This is a genomic window from Lysobacter enzymogenes, assembly GCF_017168095.1.
Lineage (GTDB): Bacteria > Pseudomonadota > Gammaproteobacteria > Xanthomonadales > Xanthomonadaceae > Lysobacter > Lysobacter enzymogenes_D.
In genome coordinates this window covers 1-12,562 of record NZ_LXSD01000247.1, presented here as the reverse complement: position 1 = coordinate 12,562, position 12,562 = coordinate 1, and the positions used below count along the sequence as shown (strand labels likewise).

12 protein-coding genes are annotated in these 12,562 nt (G+C 72.4%); 9 read left to right on the top strand and 3 right to left on the bottom strand.

Annotation, left to right across the window (positions count from 1 at the left end; translation table 11 throughout):
• The 8 genes from A7A76_RS06775 to A7A76_RS06740 all read left to right on the top strand — a co-directional run.
• The coding region (locus A7A76_RS06775; RefSeq protein ID WP_206410475.1) for a hypothetical protein at nucleotides 1-460 on the top strand (460 nt) is incomplete at its 5' end.
• A gap of 88 nt (nucleotides 461-548) precedes the next feature.
• Nucleotides 549-1,898 carry a hypothetical protein gene (locus A7A76_RS06770; RefSeq protein WP_206410474.1) on the top strand — a complete coding sequence of 450 codons (1,350 nt, stop codon included), beginning with the start codon at nucleotides 549-551 and terminating at the stop codon, nucleotides 1,896-1,898.
• A 393-nt stretch (nucleotides 1,899-2,291) separates the two neighbouring features.
• Complete coding sequence (locus tag A7A76_RS06765; protein WP_206410473.1) at nucleotides 2,292-2,612, top strand: I78 family peptidase inhibitor; 321 nt, start codon at nucleotides 2,292-2,294, stop codon at nucleotides 2,610-2,612.
• Nucleotides 2,613-3,180: 568 nt separating this feature from the next.
• Nucleotides 3,181-3,537 carry a transposase gene (locus tag A7A76_RS06760; RefSeq protein ID WP_206410472.1) on the top strand — a complete coding sequence of 119 codons (357 nt, stop codon included), beginning with the start codon at nucleotides 3,181-3,183 and terminating at the stop codon, nucleotides 3,535-3,537.
• Nucleotides 3,538-3,907: 370 nt separating this feature from the next.
• Nucleotides 3,908-4,444, top strand: a complete 537-nt coding sequence (locus A7A76_RS06755) for a fimbrial protein (RefSeq protein ID WP_206410471.1) — start codon at nucleotides 3,908-3,910, stop codon at nucleotides 4,442-4,444.
• A 97-nt stretch (nucleotides 4,445-4,541) separates the two neighbouring features.
• A complete protein-coding gene (locus A7A76_RS06750) occupies nucleotides 4,542-6,323 on the top strand; it encodes a S8 family serine peptidase (protein WP_206410470.1) in 1,782 nt (593 codons plus the stop codon).
• Between the two features lie 2 nt (nucleotides 6,324-6,325).
• Nucleotides 6,326-6,898: a hypothetical protein gene (locus A7A76_RS06745; protein ID WP_206410469.1), complete on the top strand. Its 573-nt coding sequence runs from the start codon at nucleotides 6,326-6,328 to the stop codon at nucleotides 6,896-6,898.
• Nucleotides 6,899-6,978: 80 nt separating this feature from the next.
• On the top strand, nucleotides 6,979-7,362 hold the full coding sequence (locus A7A76_RS06740) for a transposase (protein WP_206410468.1): 384 nt from the start codon (nucleotides 6,979-6,981) through the stop codon (nucleotides 7,360-7,362).
• A 79-nt stretch (nucleotides 7,363-7,441) separates the two neighbouring features.
• On the opposite strand, the gene A7A76_RS06735 is transcribed toward A7A76_RS06740, so the two are convergent.
• The 3 genes from A7A76_RS06735 to A7A76_RS06725 form a co-directional block, all read right to left on the bottom strand.
• Nucleotides 7,442-7,687, bottom strand: a complete 246-nt coding sequence (locus A7A76_RS06735; RefSeq protein ID WP_206410467.1) for a hypothetical protein — start codon at nucleotides 7,685-7,687, stop codon at nucleotides 7,442-7,444.
• Nucleotides 7,688-7,862: 175 nt separating this feature from the next.
• Nucleotides 7,863-10,658: a serine/threonine-protein kinase gene (locus A7A76_RS06730; RefSeq protein ID WP_206410466.1), complete on the bottom strand. Its 2,796-nt coding sequence runs from the start codon at nucleotides 10,656-10,658 to the stop codon at nucleotides 7,863-7,865.
• Complete coding sequence (locus A7A76_RS06725) at nucleotides 10,655-11,188, bottom strand: ECF-type sigma factor (protein WP_206410465.1); 534 nt, start codon at nucleotides 11,186-11,188, stop codon at nucleotides 10,655-10,657. The genes A7A76_RS06730 and A7A76_RS06725 overlap by 4 nt, the downstream gene beginning before the upstream one ends.
• A 402-nt stretch (nucleotides 11,189-11,590) precedes the next feature.
• Between A7A76_RS06725 and A7A76_RS06720 the strand changes: the two genes are divergently transcribed.
• Nucleotides 11,591-12,556, top strand: a complete 966-nt coding sequence (locus tag A7A76_RS06720) for a hypothetical protein (RefSeq protein WP_206410464.1) — start codon at nucleotides 11,591-11,593, stop codon at nucleotides 12,554-12,556.
• Nucleotides 12,557-12,562: the final 6 nt, after the last annotated feature.

The window sequence follows — 12,562 nt, the reverse complement described above, 5'->3', positions numbered from 1 at the left end:
CGGCGCGCGCCGGCGCCGGCGGCCGGGCTGGCGCAGCGGCCTTGAGCGGCTGCGGGCGACCGTAAGCGGCAAATCGTCACTGTCCGCGAACGCGCGCCTCGACAGCGCGCCGCGCCGGAGTTACAGCGGAGCGCAGCGGCCGCGCGCCATCCCGGCGCGCGCCGCCTCCAGGGAGAAGGACATGCGCAAGCTGGGTAGCAAGGCAAGGCTCGCCGCGGTCGCGGCGCTGGGTTCGCTGGCCGTGGCCGGCGCGGCGTTCTCGCAGACCGGGCCGGGCGGCCCGTACGTGGAAATCCGCACTTACACCGATGTCGCCGGCGATGTGATCGGCATGCAGCTGATCAGCCGCGGCTGCGCCGACCCGCAGCCGGCGGGCTGGGGCGTGTGGAGCGGGCCGTACACGGTCGATCGCGGCCGTTGCTTCGTGATCGCGCCGCCGGGCGGCGGCGAGCAGAACTGAGCCCGGCGGTCCGGCTGCGGAATCTTTACATTCCGCAGGCGCGGCGGTGCCAGAATCGGCCTTCGCCTGAACGCTAAGGAGTGGTGTCATGGGTGATCCCCACCGCGATCCCAACCGCGTCCCGCCGCCCGCGCCGCCGCCGGCCAACCGGACCGCGCCCGACGCGGACCCGGTCGACGCCACCGTCGGCCCGGTGCTCGGCACCGTCTCGGGCGCGCGCCCGATCGCACCCGGCCCCGGCGGCACGTCCTCCGGCATCGTCTGGGACGCCAACCGCCCGTTCCTGTCCTACAACGAACGCCAGGGCTTCCTCGGCCCGGACGGCAGCGCCGGGCTGCGGCTCGGCGGCAGCCTGTCCACGCCCGGCCTGGCCGAGCAGCGCCTGTTCATCGGCACCGCGGCCGGCGGCACCTCGTTCGGCTTCGCCGGCGACCAGGCCACCGGCGCGTTCGCCTTCGGCCTGCGCCAGCACAACGACAGCAACGGCCTGGCCCTGGGCTACGCGCTCAATCCGCAGACCCGCACCCAGGCCGGCTTCGTGCGCCTGGACGTGGACAATCTGCAGGTCACCGGCACCGGCAGCATCGCCCCGGCCGGCGGCCAGTTCGGCCTCGACGCGAACCTGCGCCTGCAGGGCGGCCGCACCCTCACCGGCAACGGCAGCTACAACCTGGGCACCGGCGAAGGGCGCGTGGGCGCGGGCTACAACGGCGGCGCGGACGGCCTGCGCGCCAACGGCGCGCTGATCTTCAACCCGCAGGGCGTCGGCGGCACCGCGTCGTTCTCCGGCCCGTTCGGCGAACCCGGCAGCGGCCTGCGCCTGGGCGCGCAGGGCACGATCCAGCCCGGCGGCCAGGTCTGGAACCTGGGCGCGAACCTGGAGCTGCAGCGCAACCACTGGAACCTCACGGCCGGCGCCGACTACGGCCGCGACGCGCAGCAGCGCCTGGGCGCCAACGTGCGCGCGGGCGCGGGCTACACCGATCCCGACAACGGCGTGCGCTTCAACGTGGAAGGCAATTACGACACCCGCACCGGCGGCGTCGGCGGGCGCGCCACGCTGACCATTCCGATCGATACGCTCTTCGGCGGCGGGCGCCGTTCGCTGCCCGAGCCGCGCAGCGGCCTGACCGAACCGCCGTCGTTGCGCGGACTGCCCGGCCACAGCGCGCTGCAGCCCACGCCCGGCTCCGACGCGGCGCTGCCGCGCACCGCCAGCGCCAGCGATACCAACGCGTTGCTCGACGGCCTGATGGCGCGCCAGCCCGGCGCGATGGCCGCGGCGCGCAATCATCCGGAGGCGGTGGCGATGGTCGCCGGAGCCAGGGACGAGGCCAATCGCCTCGACGCCGCGCGCGCGCCGGCGCCGGCCGCTGCGACGGCGGAACAGGCGCCGGAACAGGCCAACCCGACCCGCGGGGCGCGCGCGCTGGGCTGAGGCGCGCGCGTGGTGGCGGCGCGGCCTTTCGCAGGACCGCGCCGGCACCGCGCAAACGTCGCCAACGCCGTTCGCATCGCGATCGCGACGATCGGCGGGCGCGGTGGGCGTTCGCGTTCGGATCGAACTCCGCCGCGGTCGCGTTCGCCGCCCGCGACAGTCGGCGCTGCGAAACCTGCAAGGCGACGCCATCGCCGACTGCCCGACGCGCTGCCGCACCGACGCGACTCGCGCGCCGCTGCCGGCAGCGCGGCTGCATCGTTCCCTGATCGCGCATCGCCGCGGCCGCGATGCGCCGTGCGCACGCACGGGGCGTTGTGCCGGTGCGGGCGCAGTCGACAAGTCCCGCGCTTGGGCGGACCATGCACGGGCCCTCCCCGCCGAGACCCCACGATGAACGCAGATCGCAAGACGCTCACGTCCCGCGCCGCGCCGATGTTGCTGGTCTGCGCGTGCGCGCTGGCCGCCGCCTGCTCGCAGGCGCCGTCGCGTCCCGACCTCGGCGGCCGCGGCCGCTGCGACGCCAGCGCGCTGGGCTGGGCGGTCGGCAAGCCGCTCGACGAAGCCGCCGGCCGCAAACTGTTCAAGCAAAGCGGCGCCGGCCTGTGGCGCGTGGTCGCACCGGACAACACCTTCTCCAGCGACCAGCGCGACGACCGCCTCAACGTGCGCGTCGACGCCGCCAACGTGGTGACCGCCGTCGACTGCGGCTGAGCCGGCCCTGCCGGCGTCGCGCGCGGCCGCGCCGTGCGTGGCGTCACCTCGCTGCCATCGTTTTTCCTTGCCGGCCAGGGCCGCGGATCGCGGCCCGCGAACGCTCGTGCGCCTGGGCGATCCGCCGCCGGCGTTCGCGGTGCAGCGGCGCGTGTGTCGCGTTGCCGAATCGCCGCGACGTTGAGCGAATTCATCTTCGCAGATGAACTAAAGCGGCAGGCGATGGTGGGGGGACAGGCGAAAACAGCGTTTTTGTTAGTAAACGGACACGTAATTTTTGTGACTCGATCATCGGCCGAGCGCCCGGACGCGGCGGTGTCGGCGAGACGTGCGCGGCATCTAACGACGATGCGCGTCCGACGATGCGCGTCCGACGATGTGCGTCCGGCGATCAGCGGGGAGTGCGTGCAGCGAGGGAGAGCACGCATCGGCGCGCGGTATCCGCGAGGACACCGCCGCGTGCGCGCCGCCGGCCGCGCCGACGCATCCGGCGAACGCTGCAGCCGCCGGCGCGGACGCAGCGCCCGCGGCGAGTCCGCGGGCGCGGGCAGGACATGAGGACAGCGCGATGCGGATAGAACTGAGCCCCTGGCAGTGGCAGCGGATCGCCGACCGGCTGCCGCCGACCTTGCGCCGGCGCGCGGATCGCAATGCCGCGCGCTACAAGCGCTTCGTCGAAGAAGTGCTGCAGGTGGCGACCGGCGACATGCGCTGGCGCGAGCTGAAATCGCCGAACGGAAGCTGGCGCACGGTGTATGTGCGCTTCCATCGCTGGAGCGAGGACGGCGTGTGGGATCGGGTGATCGCCGCGCTGGAGCCGAGCCCGGAGTTGTCCGGCGCGTTGCAGCGGCGCGTGGGGGAGCACCGCCGCGCCAGCAAGCGGCGCACCGGGCGCTCCGCGGAATCGTCGCGCGACGAGCCTTAGCCTTCCGCGCATAGGCCTCGCGCCGCCGGCGCGACACCGCGCCGCGCACCGTTGCCGGCGCGCCGGCGAATGCGCAGTCGCGGTCCGTCGCCTGCGGCGACGCCGCACCCGCCGACCGAACCATCGCCGCTGCAGTCGCGCCGCGCTCGCTCGCCGCGCCGTCCGCGCGAACGCGCAAATGTTACCCGGACTACATTTGCGCGCGATGCGTAGGGACACCGCGCGACCGGCGCGTTTGAGTTAGCGATGGCTCGCGTGCCGCGCGAACCTCCTTCGCCTCGCACGCAGCTGCATGCAGCGCCCGGGCGCGCCGCGACCGGCGCGCCGCGGTCCGCGGCGCGGCGCTCACCTTACGTTTCGGAGCATACGAATGAAGCGAGTTTCCGCCTTGCTGTTCGCCGTCGCCCTGGCCGCTCCCGGCCTGGCCTTCGCCGCCGACGGCACCGTCCACTTCGAAGGTTCGGTGATCGCGCCGACCTGCGTGCTCACCAACGGGCCGACCCCGGCCGACATCCGGGTCAAGCTGCCGGCCGTGGCGGTGTCCGCGCTCGCCAGCGCCGGCCAGGTCGCCGGCCGCACGCCCTTCATCATCCGCGTCGCCGATTGCAACGCCGGGATCGGTCAGGTCCAGACCTTCTTCGAACCCGGCCCGACCATCGACACCAGCAGCAACAACCTGACCCTGCAAGGCGGCGCCGGCGTGGCCGGCAACGTCCAGCTGCAGGTGCTCAACGCCGACCATTCCAAGGTGCTGCTCGGCAATCCGCTGGGCCTGCAGAACACCCAGTCGGTGGCGACCGAGGGCGGCGCCGCGGCGCTTCGCTACTACGCGCAGTACGTGGCCACCGGCGCGGCGACGGCCGGTTCGGCCAACAGCAGCGTCACCTTCACCATGATCTACCAGTAAACCCATCCCCCAAGGTGCGTGCGGCCCGCGACGGCCGGAGCGTGCGCTCCGGCCGCGTCGGGTGCGGCTTGCCCGAAGAATTTCAGGAGTCGGCGGTATGCATCGACACATCGGCAAAAGGACGGTCCTCAGCGCGGCGACTGTGTTCGCCCTCGCGGCCGGCGCGGCGCAGGCGCAGCAGAACGATCCGCTGTATCGCTACCAGTGGCATCTGATGAACTACGGCCAGAGCGTGCTCGGCGACGCGCGGCCCGCGTTCGGCGTCGATCTGGGCATCGACGACCTGCACGACTACAACATCCGCGGCAACGGCGTGGTGGTGTCGGTGGTCGACCAGGGCGTGGAGATCGCCCATCCCGACCTGGCCGCGAACGTCGTGCCGGACGGTTCCTGGAACGGCCTCGACGGCAGCCACGATCCCACGCCGGTCAGCGGCGGCAAGGCGCATGGCACTGCGGTCGCCGGAATCATCGCGGCGGTCGGCTGGAACGGCATCGGCGGACGCGGCGTCGCGCCGGCGGCGCGGCTGAAGAGCTTCAACTATCTCGACGGCGGCGGCACCCAGGAAGAGGTCTGGCTGACGCGGCCGGAGCTCGCCGACGTGCAGGTGTCCAACAACAGTTGGGGTTCGTACGCCAACTTCCTGCCGACGGTCGTCGATGAGCTCGACATCGCGGCGTGGGAGCGGGCGTTGTCGGCGACCCGCGGCGGCCTGGGCACGGTCTACGTCAAGTCGGCCGGCAACGGCTTCGCCAACTGGCGCGCCAGCGACGACGGCGTCGACGTCTGGGACGTGTGCAACGACGCGATCAACCGCGCCGGCGTCGGCTGCCAGCAATCGATCTGGGAAGAGTCGAACGGCTACTTCAACGTCATGGTGATCGCCGCCGGCGATGCGTCCGGCGTGCGTTCGAGCTATTCGACGCCGGGCGCGTCGATCTGGGTCACCGGCCTGGGCGGCGAATACGGCTGGCAGGCGCAGGGGCTGCGCAACGGCGGCTATTCCGAAGCCGTCGCGGTCGGGCAACTGCCGGTGCGCTACGAACCGGCCATCCTGACCACCGACCTGTCCGGCTGCGCGCGCGGCTACAACACCAATGTGCGCACCGGCTTTCGCAACGTGCTGGACGGCGATGCTTCGCTGCTGGACAACACCTGCAACTACACCGGCACGATGAACGGCACCTCGGCCGCGGCGCCGACGGTCTCGGGCGTGGTCGCGCTGATGCTGCAGGCCAATCCCAAGCTCAGCTACCGCGACGTGAAATACATTCTCGCCACCACCGCGCGCCAGATCGACGCCGGCCAGGCGGAGGTACGCGACGCCAACGGCACCGTGATCGCGCCGGGCTGGATCGCCAACGCGGCGGGGCGCCGCTTCAGCAACTGGTACGGCTTCGGCCTGATCGACGCGACCGCGGCGGTGACCCGCGCCACCGGCTTCAAGCCGTTGCCGGCCTTGCTCGACAGCGGCTGGCAGCGCGCCGAACTCGCCGCGCCCGTGGCGATCGGCAACGCCGCCGCGCCGGCGCGCGCCAGCGTGCGCATCGGCAACCGCGTCGGCCGGATCGAAGCGGTGCAGATCGGTCTTTCCACCGACTATCGCCATGCCGGCACCTGGGGCAACGAGGGCGGCGCCGTGCCGAGCCCGTTGCTGGTGACGCTGACCTCGCCCGCCGGCACCCGCGCGTTCGTGCTGCCCGCGCACGCCGGCTACGGCGGCGACGTCATGACCATTCCGTTCACCGCCGTCAACGCCTTCCTCGACGAAGCCGGCGACGGCGACTGGACGGTGGCGGTGAGCGACGTCGACCTGGCCGCGGGCGCGGCCTCGGCCGGCAACCTCACTTCGTTCAAGATCCGCATCCTGGGGCACTGACCATGAAAATCCGACCCATGCCGTTGTGCGCGGGACTGCTGTCCCTGATCGTTGCGCCGGCCGCGCTGAGCCAGACCTACACCGCGCGGGCGCAACTGGACCTGGCCGCCACCGGCGAATCCTTCGCCATCGGCGACAAGACCTTCCGCCTGGCGCCGTCGGCGGTGGTGCGCAAGGCCGGCCCGGCGACCGACGCCGGCCAGGTGCGCGTGGCCAGTTATGCGATCGACCCGGCGCCGGCCGCGTCGCCCGCCTCGCGCAGCCGCAGCGCGCGCTCGGTCGATGCGCCGACCGCCGCGCCCGCCGAAAACCTGGCCGCGGCGATGTCGGCCGACGGAACCGTGGTGGTGCTCAGGCCGCAGTTGAACGTGTACTTCAACGATGCCTCGGTGGTGAATGCGCTGGTGCGCGACACCGGCGGCACCCTGGTCTATTCCTCGGCGGTGGGCGGCAAGGCCATCGTGCGCTACGGCTCGGTGGCCGAGGCGATGCAGGCGCGGCAGCGGATCCAGGGGCGCGCCGGCGTGAAGCAGGTCAATCCCGATCTGGTGCGGCCGCGCGTGCATCCGATGTAAGCCAAGCCGCGGTTGCTGCGGCGGGTTCGCCCGCCGCAGCGGATGGGAAACGATCACCGAACGAAGCTGTTGCTGCGGCGATGAACGATGCGGACGCGATGCGCGTGTGGGTGCGCGACGAAGAATGGGCGGCGATCCGCTCGGTCGCGAGCGAGATCGTCCTGCTGCGTGCGGTGCACGACGGCAACGACCGCCGCTTCGTCAACGCCGCGCTGTCGGTGATGGTGGGCAACTGCTATTGGACCTCGCTGCCGCCGGAGCAGTTCGGCGACTGGAAAAGCAACCGCAACCGCAACGACCGCTGGATCGAGCGCGGCGTGTGGGCGCACCTGGCCGAGCGCGGCGCGGTGGCCGAGGAGTGGTCGCGCAAGATCGCCGAGCGCAGCGAACGCCATCGTCGCCAGAAGCAGCGTCGGGCGACGCGGCGGCGGGCGAAGCTGCTCGACGACGATCGTTGGGAGTGAGGCGATGGCGGGCCGAACCGGCGCAGCACGATGTGGGAAAGCCGCCGCGCACTCGCGCGCGGCGGCATCTGCAGGCGGCTTACTTGCGCGACGGCGCCGGGCGCGGCGCGCTCTTCGGCGCGGGCGCGGCGGTCTTGGCGGCGCCGGACTTGCCGCTGATGGCGGACTTCATCTGCGGTTGTTCGTAGCCCAGCGGCGGCTGGCAGAACGGCGGGCCGGTGAACGGCGGGCCGCAGACTTGCAGCAGCGGTTCGCGGGCGAAAACGGGTGCGCTGAACGCGAGCGTCGCGGTCAGCGCGATGGCCAATCCAACCATGAAACGCATGAAGGCTCCTTGCTGGCGGGAGAGGTGGGGTTACCAGCCGCGGCGCTCCCGATGCGCGCCGCGCTCGTTGCGCGGCGCGCACTACGGTCGCGCGCCGCTGCAGTTTGTGTTCGATGAAGAGTTCGCAATACGACGGCCGAATCCGTCATCGCCTGTGCGCGCGCCGCAGATGCGTTCATCTTGCGGCCCGCTTCGGCGCCGCATCGGCGGCGGTGGCGACGCGGTGCAAGTCCTGCTCCAGGCGCGCGGCTTCGGCCAAGGCCGGTGCGCGCGGGTGCAGTTCCTGGCGCAGCGGCGGCGCGGCGCGTTGCAGCAGCGCGCGCGCGCGGGCCGGGTCGTTGCGGTCCAGGGCGATGCGCGCGGCGGCGAGTTCGACCAGCGCGATCGGCGGCGTGCCGGCGAGGTAGTGGCGGCGAGCCAGCTCCAGCGCTTCGCCGATGCGCTGCGCGGCCACGGCCGATTCGCCGCGCGCGGCCGCGACCTGGGCTTGCAGGGTGCGCAGGACGAGGGTGGACTTGGGGTCGAGGTCGCTGTGTTGGGTCACCGCTTCGGCGTCGCGCAAGGCCGCCGCGGCCTCGTCGAAGCGACGCGCCTGCACCAGCCCTTGCGCCTGGCGCAGACGCACGAACGCCGGGCCGACGAACACGTCGCCGCTGTGGCCGCGCGCGATCTCCAGCGCGCGCTCGAAATCCGCGCGGCCGCGGGCGTAGTCGCCGCCGGCGCCGAGCGACAGGGCGCGGGTGTAGTGGGCCTTGATCCGCCACTCGGCGTAGGCCGGCGTCGCCGGCATCCGCGTCAACGCCGCGCCGGTCAGGGCCACGGCGCGGGGGTAGTCGGCGAGGTTGGCGTAGGCCATCGCCATGCGCACGTCGTCGCGCGCGAGCACGGCGTCGTCGAGCTTCAGCGCGGCGGCGATGGCCTGCGAGCGCTGGTAGTGATCGATCGCCGCGCGCGAACGGCCGATGTCGTCGAGCAGTAGCGCCATGTACAGCTCCATGTCGGCGGTCAGGCGGCTGTTCTCGCCGTAGACGCGATAGGCCAGGCGCAGCGCTTGCTCGGCGTTGGCCAGCGCTTCGGGGTAACGGTGTTGCGAATAGCGCACCATCATCGCGATGCGGCGCAACTGGTACGCGGCCAGTCCGTCGTGGGCGGGGCGGTCGTGGTCGATGGCTTCGGCCATGTTCAAGTGCCGCGCCGCGGCGTCGATATCGTTCTGGTAGTACAGGCTGCGCGCCAGTCCCAGTTCGATCTTCATCCGCAGCGCCGGGTCGTCGCGGCCGGACGCGTTCAAGCGCTCCAGCGCGCGCTGCTGATAGCGCCCGGCGGCGGCGAAATCGGCGCCGTGCAGTACCGCGGTGGCGTAGTCGCTGTACAGGCGCGCCAGCGCCAGCGGTGCGGCGTCCTGGCGTTGGCGCAATGCGATGGCGCGCTCCAGCGCGGCGCGCGCCTGGTCGACGCGTTCGAGCTGGAGCAGCAGCAGGCCGCGCGCGTGCCAGGCGCGCGCGCGCAGCTCCGGGTCGGGTTGCGGCGTGCGCGCGAACAGCGCCATCGCCGCGTCGACCGCGGACAGACCGGCTTGCGGATCGTTGAGGTCGGCGTAGACCTCGGCGATGGTCAGCCACGCCACTGCGCTCGCGCGCGGGTCCTGGTTGCGGTCCGCGCGCAGGCGTTCGGCGGCCTTGGTGAGCAAGGTGGCGATGGCGATGGGCTGGCCGCGCACCGCCTCGGGCGAGGTTTCCGCCAGCACCGAGGCGAGGAAATCGCGCGAGGCCTTGGCGTTGGCCGCTTCGGTCGCGGCCACCCGCTCGGCGGCCAGCGCGCGCTGGCGCTCGGCGTCGAGCTGCCAGACCGCGAGGCTGCCGGCCACCGCCAGCACCGCGCTGGCGGCGACCGCGGCGCGGTTGCGGCGCACGAACTTGCCGACGCGATACCAGATCCGATCCGGCGCGGCGGCGATCGGCCGGCCCTGCAGGTAGCGCGACACGTCGTCCATGAGCGCGGCGACGGTTTGATAGCGCTGTTCGGGATCGGCGGCGGTGGCCTTGCGCACGATCCGGTCGAGATCGCCGCGCAGCAGGCGGCGCTGGACCGGATCGGCGACACAGGCGCTCGGCGCGGGCACCGCGTCGGTGTTGCGGCACAGCGTCGACAGGCGCTGCCCGGTCAGCAGGTCGAACAGCAGCGCGCCGAGGCTGAAGACATCGGTGGCGGTGGTTTCGGTCTGGCCGCGGTACTGCTCCGGCGCGCTATAGCCGGGCGTGAACGCGCGCGTCGCCGGATGGGTGGGGTTGTCGCCTTCCTCCAGCAGCGCGCCGACGCCGAAATCCAGCAGCACCGGCGATCCGTCGGCGCGCACCACCACATTCGACGGCTTGATGTCGCGATGCAGGACCAGGCGCTGGTGCGCATGCTGCACGGCGTCGCACAGGCTCAGGTACAGGCGCAGCCGTTGCGGCAGCGGCGGCGCGGCCGCGGCCAGATATTCCGGCAGCGGCCGGCTGTCGATGTAGTCCATCACCAGATACGGCTGGCCTTCCTCGCTCTCGCCGCCGTCGATGTGGCGGGCGATGTTGGGATGGTTCAGCCCGGCGAGCATGGCGCGCTCGCGCTCGATCCGGCGCTTGCTGGCGTGGGTGGGCACGCCGTGCAGCAGCTTGACCGCGACCTGCTGTGCGCGTCCGGCGACGTCGCGTTCGGCCAGGAACACCGTGCCCATGCCGCCGCTGCCGAGTTCGCGCAGCAAGCGGTAGGGGCCGACGGTGCGCAGCGGCAGGTCGCGCGCGACCTCGGTCAGGCGTTCGGTCACCGGGTCGTCGCCGCCGTCCTGGTCGCAGGCCAGCAGGCGCTCGACCGCGGCGATCAGTTCGGCGTCGCTTTCCTGCTCGCGCAGGAACGCGGCGCGTTCGGCGGCCGGCCGGTCGAGCGCGGCGTGGAACAGGAGTTCGACCCGGCCGAACTGCGCCGGGGTCATGACAGATGTTCGCGCAGCCAGGCTTTGGCGAAACGCAGGTCGCGCTCCACCGTGGTCAGCGAAACGCCCAGCGTTTCGGCGGTCTCCTGCTGGTTCAGGCCGACCAGGAAGGTGAGTTCGACGATCCGGCATTTGCGCGGATCCTGCTGCTCCAGCGCGCGCAGCGCTTCTTCGACGTCGAGCCAGCGGTCGCCGGCGGCCGAGATGGCTTCGGCGCCGGACAAGGTCACGTCCACCACGCCGTTGCCGCGCTTGTCGGCGTGCTGGCGGCGAATGGTGTCGACCAGCACATAACGGATCGCGGTGGCGGCGATGCTGAAGAAGTGTTGGCGGTTCTGCGCGTCGAGGCTGCCGTTGCCGAGCAGGCGCAGCATCGCCTCGTTGACCAGTTCGGTCGGGTCGAGCACCGGCACGCTCAAACGCGACAGCCGTCCCGCGGCGATGTTGCGCAATTGCCGATATACCAGGTTCAACAACGCATCCGGAGCAGCGCTGTCGCCGGCGCGCCAGGCGGCGAGCAGGCGAGTCACATCACCCGTGTCCTCAAGCTGGGTCGGCTCCATGGTGTCCTTGGGAGAAGAATCGCCAAAAAAGCAGAATACAACGCGTTTATGGTGCCCACCAGTTCGCGTATTCAAGGCATTTGCAGGTTAGAAAAGAGTGCTGTCGCTCGCATTCATATAGTGCGCCAGTTCATGCGATTCACGTTGGGCCCGTCGATCGCGGCCCGGGCGTTTGCATGCCGGCTCCCGGTTGCGACGCCGACCCCGGCGAACGAAGCGGCGACGGCCTGACGGGTTTGTGCGCCGTCCTGCGAACTGTCGGTAAACCCCCTCGGCGCAACCAGCGCGCGGCTGCGGCCCGCGCTCGTCCGGCTCCTCGCCACCGCGGGCACCGCCACCGTTTCGCAGGTACGACGCCGGACAGCCCGCATGCAGGTTTTTCAGGACCAACGCGCCGCGGCGTTCCCCGGGCGGGGGACGCAACGCAAAGGAACTGCGCCGACGCGGCGGACGATCGAGGCCTTGCCGCGGACGGCGGCGCGATCCAGCGAACAGGTTCGCGCGGCGCGACCGGTGCCGCAGGTGCGTACGGAAGCGTGCCTGGGCACCGCCGCGCCGCCTTTGGCGACGGCGCGGCCTGCGGCGGTGACGGCCGCCGGCGCGGAAGCCGCCCGCGCGCCTGCGTCGGCCGCGTGCGCCGATGCGCTCGGCGGCCGGGCGTTGCGCAGTGGCTACGGACTGCGCTACGCCGATGCGTCTGTGCCGATCGAGGCGGCCTCGCCTGCGCGCACGCACGATGCGGCCGGGGACATCACCGAAGGGTTTCGCCGGTCGGGCCATTCGCCGGACGCATCGGTGCGCCAGGCCGATGCATGGCAGCAGCGTTTGCGATCGCCGGCCGCCTCAGCGGCCGGGATGCGCGACTTGTGCGGCGTCGCCGCACGACGGCCGGGACGGGCCCACCGCTCGGCGGTGGTGGCGCAGGGACGCGCCGACTTGGCCGCAGCGCCGGCGCGCGCGGATCGAGTCGTCCGCGCCCGTTTGGCCGAACGCGGTTGCGGCTACGGCGCTAGCCCGCGCGGCTTGGGCGCCGGCCGCAGCGCGCACGCCATCGAGCCGGAATCGGGCGCGAATGCGCACGGCTCGTCGGCCGGCTTGATCGCAGCCGGTTTGCGCGCCTTGCCGGCGGCGGCCCGCGGCCGCAACGGATTGGGGGGCCCGGTGCCAGGGATGACACTGCTGGTCCCGTTCGCGATCGAGCTTTTGCGGCGCAGAGTCGATGCGCACCGGGCGCGGCCGCCGAGCGAGCAGGACGGCCCGCCGATCGCATCGCCGACGCGGAGCGCTCCGCCGCGCGGGCCAGCGAGCGGCCGCACGCGGTGGCGGCCCGCTTGAGCGCGC

Coding starts and splice junctions, on each gene's coding strand:
- A7A76_RS06770 (WP_206410474.1), top strand. CDS start 549: ATGGGTGATCCCCACCGCGATCCCAACCGCGTCCCGCCGCCCGCGCCG.
- A7A76_RS06765 (WP_206410473.1), top strand. CDS start 2,292: ATGAACGCAGATCGCAAGACGCTCACGTCCCGCGCCGCGCCGATGTTG.
- A7A76_RS06760 (WP_206410472.1), top strand. CDS start 3,181: ATGCGGATAGAACTGAGCCCCTGGCAGTGGCAGCGGATCGCCGACCGG.
- A7A76_RS06755 (WP_206410471.1), top strand. CDS start 3,908: ATGAAGCGAGTTTCCGCCTTGCTGTTCGCCGTCGCCCTGGCCGCTCCC.
- A7A76_RS06750 (WP_206410470.1), top strand. CDS start 4,542: ATGCATCGACACATCGGCAAAAGGACGGTCCTCAGCGCGGCGACTGTG.
- A7A76_RS06745 (WP_206410469.1), top strand. CDS start 6,326: ATGAAAATCCGACCCATGCCGTTGTGCGCGGGACTGCTGTCCCTGATC.
- A7A76_RS06740 (WP_206410468.1), top strand. CDS start 6,979: ATGAACGATGCGGACGCGATGCGCGTGTGGGTGCGCGACGAAGAATGG.
- A7A76_RS06735 (WP_206410467.1), bottom strand. CDS start 7,687: ATGCGTTTCATGGTTGGATTGGCCATCGCGCTGACCGCGACGCTCGCG.
- A7A76_RS06730 (WP_206410466.1), bottom strand. CDS start 10,658: ATGACCCCGGCGCAGTTCGGCCGGGTCGAACTCCTGTTCCACGCCGCG.
- A7A76_RS06720 (WP_206410464.1), top strand. CDS start 11,591: ATGCAGGTTTTTCAGGACCAACGCGCCGCGGCGTTCCCCGGGCGGGGG.